This window comes from Actinomycetes bacterium, assembly GCA_035506535.1.
Classification (GTDB): domain Bacteria; phylum Actinomycetota; class Actinomycetes; order DATJPE01; family DATJPE01; genus DATJPE01.
The window spans coordinates 1-15,543 of record DATJPE010000054.1; the positions used below are offsets into that span (position 1 = coordinate 1).

Sequence of the window (15,543 nt, forward strand, 5' to 3'; positions counted from 1 at the left end):
TCCAGGGGGTTGGTGCTCCAGATCTTCGCCCAGTGCGCGCGGGGGAACGCGCTGAACGCGAGCACCTCGGCTTTCGCCTCGTCCATCAACGGCCCGATCTTGGGGAAGGCCATCGTGAGCTGGTCACGGACCTGCTCCCAGGTCGCGGCGACGGCTGTCGGGTTCGGCTGGGCGAAGATCGTGCGGAACACCGCAGCGACCATGTCGACGTGCGTCTTCGGCACCAGCGCGAGCAGGTTGGGGGCGAAGTGCACGCGGCAGCGTTGATGCGCGACACCTTGGAAGCTGCGGCGCAACGCGGCGACCAGACCACTGTGCTGGTCGCTGATCACCAGCCGGACACCGGTCAGCCCGCGCTGCTTCAGGCTGGTGAGGAACGCCCGCCAGAACACCTCGTCCTCGCTGTCACCGACGTCGAGGCCGAGGACCTCCCGGCCGCCGTCGGCGCGGATCCCGGTCGCGATCACTGCCGCCATCGACACCACCTGGCTGGTGGCGTTGCGCACATGCAGGTAGGTCGCGTCCAGGTAGACGTAGGGGAACGTGGTGTGGTCCAGCCGGCGGGTGCGGAACGCGGACACCGTCTCATCGAGGCCGGCGCAGATACCAGACACCTCGCTCTTGGAGATCCCGGAGTCGACGCCGAGCGCAGCGACCAGGTCATCGACCGCTGTTGTAAAGCGTTGGCGGTCACCTGACGGAGGAGTAACGGTCCTTGTCTGGTCCACCGGGTGGGCGGATCTTGGCCTCGAGTTGCCAGCCGCCCTTGGCGGACAGGTAGCGAGCGAATTGGTCGAGTGGGTCGACTTCGACCCACAGGCGGATGATCCCCATATGCCTGTGGGCGTGGGCGGTGAGGAGTGCCAGTCCGTCAGCGGTGACCCGGCGGGTGCCATGGTGGTCGGCGTTCCACAAGGCTCCCTCGGCCACAAAGTCCTCGTGAAGACGGAGGCTGATCACCCCGGCGAGCTCGCCGCTTTGCGAGTCGAAGACTCCGAGCAGGGTGGCTTGGTCCTTCTCCCGCAGTGCATCGAACTCGGCGATCTGCGCGCTGGCTTGCTCTGAGTTGCTCGGGATCAGGATGCGACCCCGGGCGATCGGGACTCCTCGGGCGGCTTGCGCGACGACCGCGTCTGCATCGGACGGCTGCAACTCGCGAACGGTTGACGTCGCAGAGGCGAGAGGCGCCGTCAGCGACAGCCTGCTCATGGTGGGCACGCTAACAGGCAGGTCTGGGTAGCGGTCAGATCCTAGGTGTACTCGGCCGTCAAGTTGCTGAGACAACGCGGCTGAAGGGTGGCTGATCGTCGAGGGCGGTGTGTGCGCGTTCAGTGTTGTAGGTGTGTCCAGTGTCTTAGGTGCACTGCCAGGTGGGCAACGCCGCGCTGCGTTCGTGATTGCTTAGATGGGTGTGTCGCGCAGGCCCATTCCCGCGCCAAGGTGCGGTTGTAGCGCTCGACCTTGCCGTTGTGCCAGGGGCAGTGCGGGCTTGATGGTGACGTGCCGGGCGCCGATGGCCTCGAGCACCTCGGCGGCCTAGACAGCGGCGTGGGCGAGGAACTGTCCGCAGGTGTCGCCCTCCTCGTCGGCCGTGCTGCCCATCGCCCGCCCGTGGGCGCGCCACCCGCCGCTGTCGGGGATCCGGCCGATCCTCTTGACGTCCATGTGGATCAGCTCGCCGGGGCGGTCCGCTCGTAACGGGTCGCGGTCGCTTTCGAGGAGCGGATCACCTGCCCGGTGACCTGGTCGAGCTGGGACAGGTGCGGCACGTCGTGGCGGTGCAGCACCCGACTCACGGTCTGCTCCGGTACCCCGGTCAAGCGGGAGTCCTCCGGTGTTAGTGACTGACATCGCAATCACCACCGCGCTCGGAGGTCTCCATCCTGATCAAACAGGCGCGCCGAAGGCACCATCACCAGCGTCCCGGCCGAGTACAACTAGGTCCCTCGACAATGAGGCCCGGGTGGCTGTTCGATTGGGGATCGGTGCGCCCCTCGGCTGGCGGAAAGGTGCGTTCTATGGCCAGCACGGCAAGCACGCAGTCGGATAGCCCGCGAATGGGTCAGGTGCTGGTCCGCCGCACGGTGATCAGCCTCGCCGTGGTCGTCGTCGTGGCCGTGCCCTATGTGCTGTTTGCCCTGCTCAGCGGGCAGTGGGCAGCCGCGTCCTGGACCATGATGGGAGGGATCACCGGGCTGGTCGGGCTGCTGCTGGGCGGCCGCGTGGTCGCCTACCTGGGTATGGGCCTGCTGGCAGTCCTGACCCCGTTGTCGATCCTGGCTGGTGGCGTCCCGGTGTTGGGCGCGGCCCTCATGGCGCTGATGTGCGTCGGGGTCGGGCTGAGCGCGGCGCGCGGTCTGAGTCGGGGAACCTTGATGCTTCCGGTTCTGATGGCCTCGATGCTCATCGCGCCACCGTCTTGGAGCGGGCAGACCGTGGACCGGACCACGCCTTCCTACCTGCTGTGGATGACCTTGTTCCTGGCCGGCGGCGCCTTGTGGGCGAACCTGGTATTCCCTCGGCTGCTGCGTGGCCGGGCACCGTCCCGGGCCGCTGCCAGTAATCGATCAGACATTGTCGCGTACACGGTGATCATCACCGTGCTGTGCGCTTTCAGCACCCTCGGCGTGCTGATCTGGCGTCCAGGCTCACAGGGATCCTGGCTGGTCGTGACCCTGCTGGTGGTCACCGAGGTGGGCCACCAGGACACCCTGAACCGGGCCTGGCGGCGGGTGATCGGGACGGTTGGTGGGGCTTTGATCGCGTCGATCATCGCCTCGAACACCGACTCCGAGCTGGCGCTCTTGACCATTGGTGTGATCCTGCTGGTCATCGCCGGCGTGATACGGCAAGGGCCTCACTACGGGCTCTACATGGCGTTCATGACACCGGCGGTCGTGCTGTTCAGTTCCAGCAGCATCGCGACCGTAGGCAAGACCGACGCTCAACGCGTCGCCTTCACCCTGATCGGAGCCGCGTTGGTGCTCCTCGCGTCCGGCATCGCGGTGGCATGGGCGCACTACCAGCAGACCCACCCTGAGCCCGACGCAGGGCAGTACGCTGCGGTCAACCCGTGACGACGCCTCACCCGGCCCTGTCCCTGCCTGCGTGGCAGCGTCGACGGCTCATCGCGGCCGGCCTGCTTCGGGCGCTGATAGCGACCGCCGTCCTGGTCGCCGCCTACTACCTCTTGCCGTTGGACCACCTGGCCGGGGTGCCCCTCGGGCTCTCGATGACCGTCGCCCTGGTCGTGTTGATAGCGGTGGCGGGATACGAGGTGCGGGCCATCATCCGGTCTCCGCGTCCCGGAGTGCGCGCCGTCGAGGCGCTCGCGACGACGATCCCGCTTTTCCTGCTGCTGTTCGCGGCCACCTACTTCGCGATGTCCCAATCAGACCCCGGCAACTTCAACGTCCACTCACTAACCCGCACCGACACCCTCTACTTCACCGTCACTGTGTTCACCACCGTGGGCTTTGGTGACATCAGCGCCGCCAGCCAGACCGCTCGCCTCCTGGTCACCGTCCAGATGATCCTGGACCTACTCGTCCTCGGACTCGCCATCCGCGTGTTCCTCGGCGCCGTCCGATACGCCAGAAGCGAACACCAGGCACCCCAGCAGGACACCTCCTAGCGCAAAGGAAGTGATGCCGATCCGGAGCGCCCCTCGCTAGGCTCACGGGGGGGCGTCGTCTTCAGCGCTTGCCAAGGGCGGCGGACGAGTCGGCCTGTACGCCGGGTTCTGTCCACGGGCGCCTCGCGGCCTCCCGATGGGCGGTCATCCCTCTCGGGTCGCCGTTGCCGACGACCTCTTGCGGTCTACCCGGGGACTCGGGCGGGCCGCCCTCCTCCGCCGAAGCGGTACGTCCCCTGTCTGACCTTGCTCCAGGCGGGGTTTACCTAGCCGCCCGGGTCACCCCGGGCGCTGGTGGTCTCTTACACCACCGTTTCACCCTTACCGCGGCCTCGCGGCCGAGGCGGTCTGCTCTCTGTTGCACTGTCCCGCGGGTCACCCCGGGTGGGTGTTGCCCACCACCTTGCCCTGTGGAGCCCGGACGTTCCTCGGCGATGACCTCGTGGTCACCGACGCGACCGCCCGGCCGGCTCGTCCGCCGTGCCTCGAGGATAACGGCGGCTACGCCGCCGTGGCGATGGCCGAGCGCGGGAGCAGGGTGAACGCGGCGAGGTAGAGCAGCCCGGCGATCCCGAGCAGCGCCGGGTAGCCCACGATGAGCGCGAGGTACTCGAGGCAGCCGCCGACCATCGCCCCGAGCAGGTTCGCGCCGAAGGCAGTGGTTCCGTCGGCGGTCTGCGCGAATCGTTTGGCGAACACCACGTTCGCGAAGGCGATGGGCAGGAACGCGAGTACGACCGACAGGACGAGCCGCACCAGCAGCTCCTGACGCAGCACGAAGCCGGTCGGCACGAGGTAGGCCAGCAGGAGCGCGCAGGCCAGCAGGGCGTACATCACCCTGATCGGAGGCGTGCGGAAGCGACGGGTGTACTCCACGGCCGCGAGCACCGCGAGCAGGACGCCGGCGAAGACGATGGAGTTCACCACCCACGTCGTGCCGAAGTACAACGCGAAGCCGGCGATGGCACGGGTCTCGAGCAGCAGGAACGCCGCACCGAGGAAGAACAGGTCGGCGTACGGACGCATGCGCCGAAGCGGCCCGCCGATGACGCGGACGCTGAGCAGGCTGACGAAGAGGATGAGCGCGAGCGCCCACAGATAGATCGAGGGCAGGCCGGGTGAGCGCAGATAGAGGAACGGCCGGGTGTCGCTGACCGGCGGCGGCCCGTCCAGCTGCGCGCGGGTCACCGCCTTCGGGCCGGTGCCGCACTGCTGGTCCTGGGGGCTCACGCCGACGGAGACCACGGCGCGGACCGCCGACAGCAGGTCGATGCATGGGTCGTGGCCGAACGCGACGGCGGCGGTGTTGGCCAGCCGTCCGAGCAGCCACCGGTCGCGGTAGGAGTTGTACATCGCGAACGCGCCACCGGGGTTCAGGTGCGCGCGCACGGTCTGCAGGGCCTGCTTGGTGAACAGGTAGGACTCGAGGCGCACCTGGCTCGCACCTGAGACCAGCGTCAGGGAGTCGGGCAGCGCGAAGATGATGAGGTCCCAGTGCTTGTGCGCGCGCTGCAGGTACGCCCGCCCGTCGTCGATGTGCACCGTCACGCGAGGGTCGGCGTAGGGGCGGTCGAGGTTGACCTGGGTGCCGATCTGGTAGATCCGCGGGTCGATCTCGACCGCGTCGACGTGCTTGGCGCCCTTGGACAGGGCGAGGGCGACGTCGGTGCCCGTGCCTGCGCCCACGATGAGGACGTCCCGCAGCGGGTTGTTGACGATGCGCTCGTAGGGGACGAGGTAGAGCGGGTCAGCCGCGGTCTTGATCGCGATCGAGGACACCGACTGGTGCGGGATGCCATTGACGTCGATGCGGGTGATCGGGCCCTGCGTGCTGGTGTGGACCTTGTAGTAGGGGGACCAGGTGATGCCGGGCTGGAGGCACTCGACGGTCAGCGCCCCGACGATGACCAGGCCGGCGATCGCCGTCACCAGCGGCGGACGCGGGCTCAGCAGGACGAGGCTGAGAACGGCAACGACGATGCCCCACACCACCGACGGCGCGCGCAGGAAGGACAGCGCGGTGAACGACGCGATGCCGAGCAGACTGCCCATGATGTCGAAGCGGTAAGCGTCGAGCCGCGGGAGCTCGACGAAGCAGGCGGCCACCAGCTCCCCCGGTCCGGCCATCACGGCCGCCACGGCGCAGAACACGATCGGCAGGATCACCCAAGCCGGCGGCCCGCTGGTGTGCAGGCTGGTGAAGAACACCAGGTCGTTGCCGCTGCGGTCGACGGTGACCGGGAACTTGAGCACGATCACGACCAGCGCGGCGAGCACCACGAGGAAGTAGTACGGCTTGGCGATGCCGGGGCGGTAGCGCAGGAAGCCGAGACCGACGCCGAGGAAGGAGCCCAGCAGCACGAAGTTGCTGAAGTAGCCGAGGTGGACGATGTTCCCGGCCAGCCACCGGATCAGCGCGAGCTCGAGGAAGAGCATCAGCGTGCTGCCCAGGACCAGCCGCAGGCGCACGTCCATCCCGCCCCCTCGCACGATGGGCAGACGTGGACCGAACCGGGTTTCGGTCTGCGTCACGTGGCGATCCTCCTCGACGGCGCGGCGGTGGGGGCCGGTGCGACCCTACTCGCCCGCTCGATCACCCGGCGAAGCCGTTGCCCGCTCCTCAGGAGTGCGTGCGTGGCTCGGTGGCCTGCGCGAGCAGGGTCGCGATGGACGTGACGTCGTCGAACTCGCCCGACGTGATGGCGATGATGAGGTCGTAGGCCTCCTCGTTGCTCAAGATCAGACGGCGCCCGTTGAGTCCGTAGAAGGCGATCAGGCCCACGAGAGCCAGGCGCTTGTTCCCGTCGACGAGCGCACGGTTGCGGGCAAGCGAGTGGACCAGCGCGGCCGCTTTCTCGTCGAGGCTCGCGTACGCGTCCTCACCGAGTACCGAGGTCTGTGGACGGGCGACCGCTGACTCGAGCAGTCCCAGATCGCGGACGAGCACTTCCCCAAGAGTGCGCTCAGCAACGTGGAGCAAGTCCTCCAGACTCAGGAAGATCACTGCGACAAGCGCTCGAGGGCTTCGGCGTAGCGGGGCAGGGCCTCATCGAGGACCTGATCCAGCAGGTCCCGCCTGCTGTGCGACTCGACGTACTCGCGAATCGCCTGCCGAGCGACGTCCTGCATGGAACGGTGCTCGTGCGCCGCCTGCGCCCGCAGGGAAGCTGCCTCCCCCTCGGTGAGCCGTAACGTCATCGCCATAGAAAGATGGTATCATTGATGATACCTAAACGGGACTTCGCTCAGGGCGAGAGTCCCGTCACCAGGCGGTGGACGTACCCCAGCTTGTCGACCACCGGGGGAGCGAGGACGAACGGGTAGAGGTCCTCGCGGCCCATGCTGCGGTTGACCTGGTTCAGCGCGTAGGTCAGCGGCAGCCACATCGCGAGGACGTCCTCGATGGTGTCGGCCTCCTCGGACGGCAGGGCCGCCAGCGCCACGTCGGGGTCCGGGCGCACGGGGGCGTCCGGACCGCCGACCCACAGGCCGTACGCCGACGCGGTCTGCAACGTGTCCCGGATGTGCAAGTAGTGCGCGAAGGTCTCGGCCCAGTCCTCCCACGGGTGCGCGGTCGCGTATCCGCTGACGAATCCGGTGCCCCACTCCCCCGGCGGCGCGGCGTAGTAGTCCGCGAGCGCCGCGGCGTAGTCCGCCCGCTCGTCGCCGAAGATCGCTCGGAACTCGGCCAGCCGTTCTTCGCGGACCAGGACGCCCCAGTAGTAGTGGCCGACCTCGTGCCGCAGGTGGCCCAGCAGCGTGCGGTACGGCTCGTCGAGACGGACGCGCACCGCCTCCCGGTAGCCGTCGTCGCCTTCAGCGAGGTCGATGGTGATCAGGCCGTCGTCGTGCCCGGTCACCACCGGCTGGGTCGCGCTCGACAGCAGGTCGAAGGCGAGCCCGTGCTCGGGGTCCACGTCGCGGCCGACGACCGGCAGCCGGAGGGTGTCGAGCTGGAAGACGAGCCGGCGCTTGGCCGCCTCGGTACGTGCGAACGCCCGCAGCCCGACGACGTCGTCGTCGGCTGGGCGCGTACGGGTCAGGCGGCAGCAGTCGCACAGCGCCGGCTCCCCGACGTCGTCGACCAGCCAGGTGCAGCCGGCGAGGTCGAGGTTGGCGCAGACGCGCTGCGACGTCGCGCGCGGACCGAGGAAGCGTCCGGAGCCGTCCAGGGCGACGACGCGCTCCAGCTCGCGCGAGAAGGCGAGCGCGCTACCGCAGTGCACGCACGCGGAGTTCTCGAAGAAGACCAGCCGGCCGCAGACGTCGCAGGCGAACGAACGCACCGCAGCAGCCTGCCGCACCCGTCGGGCCCCTGACGACGGCCCCTGTCGGAGCTAGGGTCGGGGCCATGCCACGGGAAGAGGTGCACGCTCGCGTCGCCGGCGGCGAGCTCGTCGGGTGGCGGCAGGGATCCGGGCCACGGGTCCTGCTCCTGCACGGCGGCCCCGGCCTGTCGTGCGACTACCTCGAGGACGTGGTCGGCGAGCTCGGGGCGGGCTACGACGTCGCCTGGTTCCAGCAGCGCGGCCTGCCGCCATCCGTGGCCGAGCCTCCCTTCACCGTCGCGACGGCGGTGGACGACGTAGTCTCGTTCCTCGACGCCCTGGGGTGGGACCGTGCCTTCGTCCTCGGCCACTCCTGGGGCGGCCACCTGCTCTGGCACCTGCTCGTCTCGACCCCCGAACGCCTCGACGGGGGGCTGGCCGTCGACCCCCTCGGTGGGGTCGGCGACGGAGGCAACGAGGTCTTCGAGCAGGCGATGAACGCCCGCATCCCCGAGGAGAACCGGGTGCGGGCCGAGGAGCTGGACCGCCGGGCGATGGCCGGTGAGGGCACCGAGGACGACGTCCTCGAGAGCATGCGGCTGTATTGGCCCGCGTACTTCGCCGACCCCGGCGACGTCCCGCCGATGCCGCCGATGCGCAGCTCGATCGCCGCGTACGCCGGACTCTGGGAGTCCCTCAAGGAGCAGCTGCCCGCGCTCGAGGCGGCCCTACCCGCCGTCGACGTACCGCTCGGGGTCGTCGTCTGCGAACGCAGCCCCATCCCGGCCGACGAGGCTGGCGTGGCGACGGCCGCGGCGATCCCCGGCGCCTGGGTCGAACGGGTCGAAGGCGCCGGCCACTTCCCGTGGTACGAACGGCCCGGTGCCGTACGCGCTGCGCTCGACCGCCTCACCGCTCGGGGCTGACCTCCCCTACCGGCAGCACGTCCACTCGCACCTGCATGAGGTGACGGGTGCTCTCGGTGAAGATGACGCCCTTGAGCGGCGGTACGTCGTCGTAGTCGCGCCCCCAGGCGAGGGTGACGTAGCGCCCGTCGACGAGCTGGTCGTTGGTCGGGTCGACACCCACCCAGCCCGAGCCCGGCACGAGCACCGACGCCCAGGCGTGGGAGGCGTCAGCTCCGACGAGCCTGGCGCGCCCCGGCGGTGGCTGCGTCTCCAGGTAGCCGCTGACATAGCGGGCGGCCAGCCCCACCGAGCGCAGGCAGCCGACCAGCAGATGCGCGAAGTCCTGGCACACCCCGACCCGACTCTCGAGCACCTCCGGAAGCGTCGTGGTCACCGTGGTCTCGCCGTGCTCGTAGCGGAAGTCGGCGTGGATGCGTTGGACCAGGTCGAGCACGGCCTCGCCGATCGGCCGCCGCGCCGGGAAGGAGCTCCGCGCGTAGGCCGCCACCGCCGGCTCGCGCCCGACGCGGGGGGAGGCCAGGGCGAACTCGCGCGCCTCGGCGTGCGGCCCGTAGGGCTCGGCCAGGGTGTCGCGGGCCACCTCCCACGGCTGCGTGGCGAAGGTGACCGGAAGGGCGGGCGCGCTGACGTCGACGACACTGGTCGACGTCACCGTCAGACGGGTGTGCGGGTGCGCCACGTGGAAGTAGGTCGCCACATTGCCGAAGTGGTCGGTGTGGTCGCGCACGTCCTCCGGCCGCGGGTCGACGTACACGGTCGAGGACCGGCAGGTCTGGGACGGCAGGTCACGTGGCCGAAGCCGCGCCTGGCCGTAGCTGCCGGTCACGTCGTCGTCGTAGACGTACTCCGTGGCGTGCACCACGCGGTAGCGGGTCGCGGTCGTCATGTGCTCGCTCACAACGGCTGCGGCGGGGACAAGTGGCGGAAGTGGGTCGCCGCCACGGAGTCGGACAGCTCGCGCAGATCCTCGTGCCAGTGGCCGAGGACCACGGCGAGCTCCGCCCGGCGCCGCTCGTTCGGCCGGGCCAGCTCGGCGGAGTCGAAGCGGCGCAGCCGGGTCGCCATCCGGTCGAGGACCCGCTCCGGCCCGGACGCGCCGCCACCCCCGGGCACCAGGCGCAGGTCCTCGTCCAGCCGGTTCAGCTGGTAGGCGAGGGCGCGAGGGTTGTCGGCGTCGAGCACCAGCAGGTCGAGCACGGTCTGCACGGACGCCTTGTCCCGGTAACGGCGCCGGTAGGTGATGATGCTCTCGGCCGCGACCAGCACCGACTCGACCACCAGGCTGTCCACGGCGGCCGGCCGTTCCTCGAGGACCGTGCCGCGCAGCAGCCCCACCAGCGAGGCGGCGCGCTCGATCCGCCGCCCCGCGTCGAGCAGCCGCCAGCCGGGGTCGCGAACCATCGTCTCCGCGATGACCCCGGACAGGGCGAGCATCGCATCGAGGACCTGGGCGAGCGCGGAGGTCAGGGCTCCCACCCGCTGCGCCGACCCGGCCGCCGTCTTGGCCAGCACGCGCTCGGCGCGGCCCAGCGCCAGCCACGTGTCGGTCGAGAGCTGGTCGCGGACCTCGTGGGCGGCCTGGACCAGCGCGGCGACGGCCTGCGCGACGCTGCCGCCGGCGGTGGGGTCGACGAGCAGCCGGTACAGCTCCGGCAGCGGGTCGGCGAGCCGCTCCTCGGAGCCGGCGCCGACGAACCCCGGGTACGTCGTGGTCATCTCCGTCAACGTCCGGAGCAGGACCCGCAGGCTCTCCGCGCCCACCGGGTCCCCGCCGCGCTGGAAGTCGTTCGCGCGGTCGAGGGCGGTCCGCAGCAGGCGGACGACGTCCTCGGCGCGTTCGGCGTACCGGCCGATCCAGAACAGGTTCTCGGCGATGCGCGGCGAGACGTTCGTCTCGGGACGCACCGCGACGACCGCCGGGCCCTCGTGGATCCACTCGGCACCGCGACCCTCGTCGCCGAGGACCCACACGTCCTTGGCGATCGCGCCCGCGTTGTTGGTGACGACGCGCAGGTCCGGGGTCGGGGCCACCCGGGCGAGCCCGCCGGGCATCGGGCGGTAGCTCCCGTCGAGCGACACGGCGAAGGTCCGCAGCACGCACGCACGCGGTTCCAAGCCCTCCCGGGTGACCGCAGGCGCGGTGCTGAGGACGAGCGGGTCCTGGCCCACCCATCGTTCCGGGTCGGTCTCGATCTGGCGGGCGAGGTCCGCCCGCTCCCCCTCGCTGAGCAGCTCGCCGAAGCGGCTGCGCCCCTGGCCGCGGGACAGCGGCCGGAGCACCATGCGATCCAGGTGCGCGAGCACGTGCGCCCTTGACGTCCGGTCGCCGCACCAGAAGGTGTCCACCGCCGGGAGCAGCAGGTCCTCGCCGAGCAGCTCGTGGGCCAGCGCCGGCAGGAACGGGAGCAGCCCCGGGTTCTCCAGCACCCCGGCCCCGATCGGGTTGACCACCGCCACGCTGCCGCGACGCGCGGCCTCCACCAGGCCGGGGACGCCGAGGCGCGAGTCGGGGCGCAGCTCCAGCGGGTCGCACCAGCTGCTGTCCACACGCCGAACGACGACGTCGACCGGCTCGAGGCGGCCGAGGGCGCGCAGCCACACACGGCCGTCTCGGACGGTCAAGTCGGATCCCTCGACCAGCGGGTAGCCGAGCATGGTGGCGAGGAAGGCCTGGTCGAAGGCGGTCTCGCTGTGCGTGCCGGGCGTCAGCAGGACGACGCGTGGCGTCTCACTCGCCTCGGGCGCGACCGACTGCAGCGCGACACGTAGCGTCTGGAAGAACGGCGAGAGCCGCATCATCCGCGTGGCGCGGTACAGGTCGGGGACCACCCGGGACACGACGCGGCGGTCCTCCATCGCGAAGCCGAGGCCCGACGGCGCCTGGGTACGGTCGCCGAGGACGCGCCACTCACCGCCGGCGTCCCTGGCCAGGTCGCTCGCAGCGAGGAAGAGCTGGCGGGGGCCGGGCAGGCGTACGCCGTCCGCGTCGCGGACGTACTCGTCGTGGCCCAGGACCAGCTCCGCCGGCAGCAGCCCGCCGCGCACCAGCCGCCGCGACCCGTAGACGTCGGTGAGCACGAGGTCGAGCAGCTGCGCCCGCTGGGTCAGCCCCCGGGCGAGCTCGGCCCACTCCTGCTGGCCGAGGACGACGGGCAGCGGGTCGAGCGCCCAGGCCCGCGCCTGCGCGCCGTCCTCGTCGGTGACGATGTAGCTGACCCCGTCGTCCTCCAGCAGCCGTCGGCCCTGCTCGCCGCAGGCGAGCAGCCCGTCGACGCCCAGGGCCTCGACCGCGTCGGCCACCTCGGTCCACGCCGGCCGCACCCGCCCGCCGCTCGCCAGCTCGTCGGGCGCGCCGGTCGCGCGCAGCCGCTCCAGATAGGGGCCGAGGACACCGGCCCGTGTCGTCACACTGCTCATGCCGGGGGCGTCCGCCGCAGGTCGAGGGTGCGGGGGTGCTCCAGCCCGTCGAGGGCCAGCCGCCGCTCCCTCTCGATCAGGCTCGCGACATCGACCGGTCCGGGAGTGTGCCCCGAGGCGTCGAAGCGCCGGGCTCGGCGCGCCTCGGCCTCGGCCGCGTTGACCGGGAAGGTCTCGTACGCCCGTCCGCCGGGATGGACGACGTGGTAGGTGCAGCCGCCGAGGCTGCGCGCGCTCACCCGGTCGACGAGGTCGAAGACCAGCGGGCTGTGCACCCCGATCGTGGGGTGCAGGGCCGACGGGGGGTTCCACGCCCGGTAGCGCACACCGGCGACGCTACGGCCCGCCCGGCCCGAGGAGCGCAGCGGTACCGGGACTCCGTTGCAGGTCAGCAGGTGCCGGGCCGCGACGAGGCCCTCGGTGGCGACCTGCAGACGCTCCACCGAGGAGTCGACGTAGCGCGCGGTCCCGCCGCCGGTCACCTCCTCGCCGAGCACGTGCCACGGCTCGATCGCCGAGCGCAGCTCGATACCCACGCCGGCGACGTCGACGCGACCCAGGCGCGGGAAGCGGAACTCCAGGAACGGCTCCAGCCAGGACAGCTCGACGTCCAGCCGGTGTCGGCGCAGGTCCGCCACGACCTCCGCGACGTCGTCGGCGAGCGGGTCGGGCAGCAGGAAGCGGTCGTGCAGCTCGCTGCCCCAGCGCACGAGCGGCGCGCGATACGGGGCGGCCCAGAACCGCGCCACGAGCGCGCGCACCAGCAGCGCCTGCACCAGCGCCATCTGCGGGTGCGGCGGCATCTCGAAGCCCCGCAGCTCGAGCAGACCGAGGCGGCCGCGCTCGGAGTCGGGGCTGAACAGCTTGTCGATGCAGAACTCCGAGCGGTGGGTGTTGCCGGTGATGTCGGTGAGCAGGTGGCGCAGCAGGCGGTCGACGTGCCACGGGCGGGCGTCGGCGCCGAGCCGGTCGAGCTCGGCGAAGGCGATCTCGAGCTCGTACAGCGTCTCGGGGCGCCCCTCGTCGGCTCGCGGGGCCTGGCTGGTCGGACCGACGAAACGACCCGAGAACAGGTACGACAGGGACGGGTGGTGCTGCCAGAAGGTCAGCATGCTGACCAGGAGGTCCGGTCGCCGCAGCAGCGGGCTGTCCGCCGGGGTGCGGCCGCCGAGGGTCAGGTGGTCGCCGCCGCCGGTCCCGGCGTGGCTGCCGTCCAGAGCGAAGGTCTCCGTCGCGAGACCGGACAGTCGGGCGTCCTCGTCGACCGACGCGACGACGTGGACCAGCTCCGGCCAGGTCGCCGTTGGCTGCACGTTGACCTCGATCACGCCGGGGTCCGGCGTGACGCTGAGGGCGTGGAGCCGGGGGTCACCCGGCGGGGCGTACCCCTCGATGACGACCGGGCAGCCGACCGTGCCCGCCGCGTACTCGACCGCGGCCAGCAGCTCGAGGTAGTCCTCGAGGCGTTGGAGCGGGGGCAGGAAGACGTACGCGTGGCCGTCGCGCACCTCCACCGCGAGGGCCGTCGTCGGCGCACCTTCGACCGCCACCTCGACCGTGGGCATCGCCGGCAGCAGGGCCATGGCCGCCTGGAGCGGCGGGAGCGGGTCGAGGGCCGCCGGGTCGGGCTGATCCGGTCCCGGCTGCCACGCCACGGAGGACAGCGGCAGCCGCAGGCCCACTGGCGAGGTCCCCGGGAGCAGGACCAGCCGGCCGCGGCGGAAGCGCCACCGGCTGGTGGCCCAGCCGCGGCCGTCCGGCAGGCGGTGCAGGGGGAGCACCCAGCCCACGGGCTCCCCCGCCCGGGCGTCGAGGCGCTCGACCACGGCGAGGCGGGCGTTCGGCGCGCGCAGGCGGCGGTCGGCCGCGTCCGGGTCGCCCTCCGGCGGCTCGCCGAGGGGCAGCCGCGCCTCGTCGAGCAGCTCGGCGAGAGGGTCCTCGTAGGCCGGCAGGCAGCACGCGGGTGGCGCCCCGAGCGCGGCGACGACGGCCGCGGCGAGGACGGCGCCGTGTGCCCGCTCGACGTGACCCTCCGCCCAAGGATCGTCCCGCAGGGTCGGGTCGGACCACAGCGCAGTCCCGTCGGTGCGCCAGTACAGGCCGATCTGCCAGCGCGGCAGATCCTCGCCCGGGTACCACTTGCCCTGACCCCGGTACTCCAGCCCGCCCGCCGCCCAGCGATCGCGCAGCCGCCGGGCGAGGTCACCGGCCAGTCGGCGCTTGCCCGGCCCGTCGGCCTCCACCGTCCACTCGGGTGCGTCCATGTCCGACGCGGAGACGTACGTCGGCTCCCCGCCCATGGTCAGCCGTACGTCGCCGGCAGCGAGCAGCTCGTCCACGTGGCGGCCCAGGGCGTCCACCCGCTGCCACTGCTCCGGTGTGTACGGCCGGGTCACGCGCGGGTCCTCGTGGATGCGCCGGAGCGTGTTCGCGAAGGCGAAGCTGACCTCGCACGGGTCGGTGCTCCCGGTGATGGGCGCCGCGCTCGACGGGTGGGGGGTCGCGGACAGCGGGATGTGGCCCTCCCCCGCGAACAGCCCCGACGTCGGGTCCAGGCCGATCCAGCCCGCCCCGGGGACGTACACCTCGGCCCACGCGTGCAGGTCGGTGAAGTCCCCGGTCATGCCCGCGGGGGCGTCGACGTCGGGCACGAGCTGCACCAGGTAGCCGGACACGAAGCGCGCGGCGAGCCCGAACTCGCGCAGGGCCGCCACGAGCAGCCAGGCGGAGTCCCGGCAGGACCCGAGACGCAGCCGCAGGGTCTCCTCCGGCGACTGCACCCCGGCCTCGAGGCGCACGGTGTAGGCGACGTCGGCGCGAAGCGCCTGGTTGAGCTCGACGAGGAAGTCGACGATCGCCACATCGGCCCGCCGGTGCGCGGCCACCCAGTCCCGGACCGTGTCGTCGCCGGGACCGAGGGCCGGCCGCAGATAGGGCTCGAGGTCGGCGGCCAGCGTCGCGTCGTAGGCGAAGGGGTATCGCGCCGCGCTCTCCTCGACGAAGAAGTCGAAGGGGTTGATGACGGTCAGGTCGGCGACCAGGTCGACGACGATGCTCAGCTCGCGCGCCCGCTCGGGGAAGACCAGGCGGGCCAGGTGGTTGCCGAAGGGGTCCTGCTGCCAGTTGACGAAGTGGCGCTCGGGGCTGACCCGAAGCGAGTACGCCGTGACCGGCGTACGGCAGTGCGGCGCGGGCCGCAGCCGCACCACGTGCGGTCCGATCCCGACCAGCCGGTCGAAGCTGTAGGTGGTGCGGTGCTCCAGCGCCACCCTGATCGTCACGCGGTCAATCTAGG

11 protein-coding genes, 1 other RNA gene and 3 pseudogenes are annotated in these 15,543 nt (G+C 71.4%); 3 read left to right on the forward strand and 12 right to left on the reverse strand.

Translation table 11 applies throughout. The annotated features are described in order from the left end of the window. The 4 genes and pseudogenes from VMI11_07740 to VMI11_07755 form a co-directional block, all read right to left on the reverse strand. A pseudogene (locus tag VMI11_07740) lies at nt 1–677 on the reverse strand (IS256 family transposase). Between the two features lie 13 nt (nt 678–690). Further along, complete coding sequence (locus VMI11_07745; GenBank protein ID HTY72304.1) at nt 691–1,209, reverse strand: GNAT family protein; 519 nt, start codon at nt 1,207–1,209, stop codon at nt 691–693. Between the two features lie 212 nt (nt 1,210–1,421). After that, a pseudogene (locus tag VMI11_07750) lies at nt 1,422–1,524 on the reverse strand (integrase core domain-containing protein). Between the two features lie 81 nt (nt 1,525–1,605). Then, a pseudogene (locus VMI11_07755) lies at nt 1,606–1,814 on the reverse strand (IS481 family transposase). Nucleotides 1,815–2,018: 204 nt separating this feature from the next. On the opposite strand from VMI11_07755, the gene VMI11_07760 reads away from it, so the two are divergent. After that, entirely contained in the window at nt 2,019–3,077 is a 1,059-nt protein-coding gene (locus VMI11_07760; GenBank protein HTY72305.1) for an FUSC family protein, read from the forward strand. Then, nucleotides 3,074–3,634 carry a potassium channel family protein gene (locus VMI11_07765; GenBank protein ID HTY72306.1) on the forward strand — a complete coding sequence of 187 codons (561 nt, stop codon included), beginning with the start codon at nt 3,074–3,076 and terminating at the stop codon, nt 3,632–3,634. The genes VMI11_07760 and VMI11_07765 overlap by 4 nt, the downstream gene beginning before the upstream one ends. Nucleotides 3,635–3,715: 81 nt before the next feature. On the opposite strand, the gene rnpB is transcribed toward VMI11_07765, so the two are convergent. From rnpB to VMI11_07790, 5 genes are all read right to left on the reverse strand, one after another. Continuing rightward, nucleotides 3,716–4,108: RNase P RNA component class A (rnpB, locus tag VMI11_07770), an RNA gene on the reverse strand. A 27-nt stretch (nt 4,109–4,135) separates the two neighbouring features. Continuing rightward, nucleotides 4,136–6,166, reverse strand: a complete 2,031-nt coding sequence (locus VMI11_07775; GenBank protein ID HTY72307.1) for a spermidine synthase — start codon at nt 6,164–6,166, stop codon at nt 4,136–4,138. 88 nt (nt 6,167–6,254) lie between these two features. After that, nucleotides 6,255–6,638 (reverse strand): type II toxin-antitoxin system death-on-curing family toxin, encoded by a 384-nt coding sequence (locus VMI11_07780; GenBank protein HTY72308.1) that lies wholly within the window; start codon nt 6,636–6,638, stop codon nt 6,255–6,257. Further along, a complete protein-coding gene (locus VMI11_07785; GenBank protein HTY72309.1) occupies nt 6,635–6,838 on the reverse strand; it encodes a hypothetical protein in 204 nt (67 codons plus the stop codon). The genes VMI11_07780 and VMI11_07785 overlap by 4 nt, the downstream gene beginning before the upstream one ends. A 41-nt stretch (nt 6,839–6,879) precedes the next feature. Then, nucleotides 6,880–7,920 carry a putative zinc-binding metallopeptidase gene (locus VMI11_07790; protein HTY72310.1) on the reverse strand — a complete coding sequence of 347 codons (1,041 nt, stop codon included), beginning with the start codon at nt 7,918–7,920 and terminating at the stop codon, nt 6,880–6,882. Nucleotides 7,921–7,985: 65 nt separating this feature from the next. Between VMI11_07790 and VMI11_07795 the strand changes: the two genes are divergently transcribed. Next, nucleotides 7,986–8,828 carry an alpha/beta hydrolase gene (locus tag VMI11_07795; protein ID HTY72311.1) on the forward strand — a complete coding sequence of 281 codons (843 nt, stop codon included), beginning with the start codon at nt 7,986–7,988 and terminating at the stop codon, nt 8,826–8,828. Here VMI11_07795 and VMI11_07800 read toward each other — a convergent pair. The 3 genes from VMI11_07800 to VMI11_07810 are packed head-to-tail and all read right to left on the reverse strand — an operon-like array spanning nt 8,812 to nt 15,529. After that, entirely contained in the window at nt 8,812–9,717 is a 906-nt protein-coding gene (locus tag VMI11_07800; GenBank protein ID HTY72312.1) for a transglutaminase family protein, read from the reverse strand. The two genes, VMI11_07795 and VMI11_07800, sit on opposite strands and share 17 nt — an antisense overlap. Nucleotides 9,718–9,725: 8 nt before the next feature. Then, nucleotides 9,726–12,248 (reverse strand): circularly permuted type 2 ATP-grasp protein, encoded by a 2,523-nt coding sequence (locus VMI11_07805; protein HTY72313.1) that lies wholly within the window; start codon nt 12,246–12,248, stop codon nt 9,726–9,728. Continuing rightward, nucleotides 12,245–15,529 (reverse strand): transglutaminase family protein, encoded by a 3,285-nt coding sequence (locus tag VMI11_07810; GenBank protein HTY72314.1) that lies wholly within the window; start codon nt 15,527–15,529, stop codon nt 12,245–12,247. Before VMI11_07810 ends, VMI11_07805 begins: the two co-directional genes overlap by 4 nt. Between the last annotated feature and the right edge of the window lie 14 nt (nt 15,530–15,543).

Bases quoted from the DNA above. Each gene is read 5' to 3' on its own strand.
- VMI11_07745 (HTY72304.1), bottom strand. From the start codon at position 1,209: ATGAGCAGGCTGTCGCTGACGGCGCCTCTCGCCTCTGCGACGTCAACC.
- VMI11_07760 (HTY72305.1), top strand. From the start codon at position 2,019: ATGGCCAGCACGGCAAGCACGCAGTCGGATAGCCCGCGAATGGGTCAG.
- VMI11_07785 (HTY72309.1), bottom strand. From the start codon at position 6,838: ATGGCGATGACGTTACGGCTCACCGAGGGGGAGGCAGCTTCCCTGCGG.
- VMI11_07795 (HTY72311.1), top strand. From the start codon at position 7,986: ATGCCACGGGAAGAGGTGCACGCTCGCGTCGCCGGCGGCGAGCTCGTC.
- VMI11_07800 (HTY72312.1), bottom strand. From the start codon at position 9,717: ATGACGACCGCGACCCGCTACCGCGTGGTGCACGCCACGGAGTACGTC.
- VMI11_07805 (HTY72313.1), bottom strand. From the start codon at position 12,248: ATGAGCAGTGTGACGACACGGGCCGGTGTCCTCGGCCCCTATCTGGAG.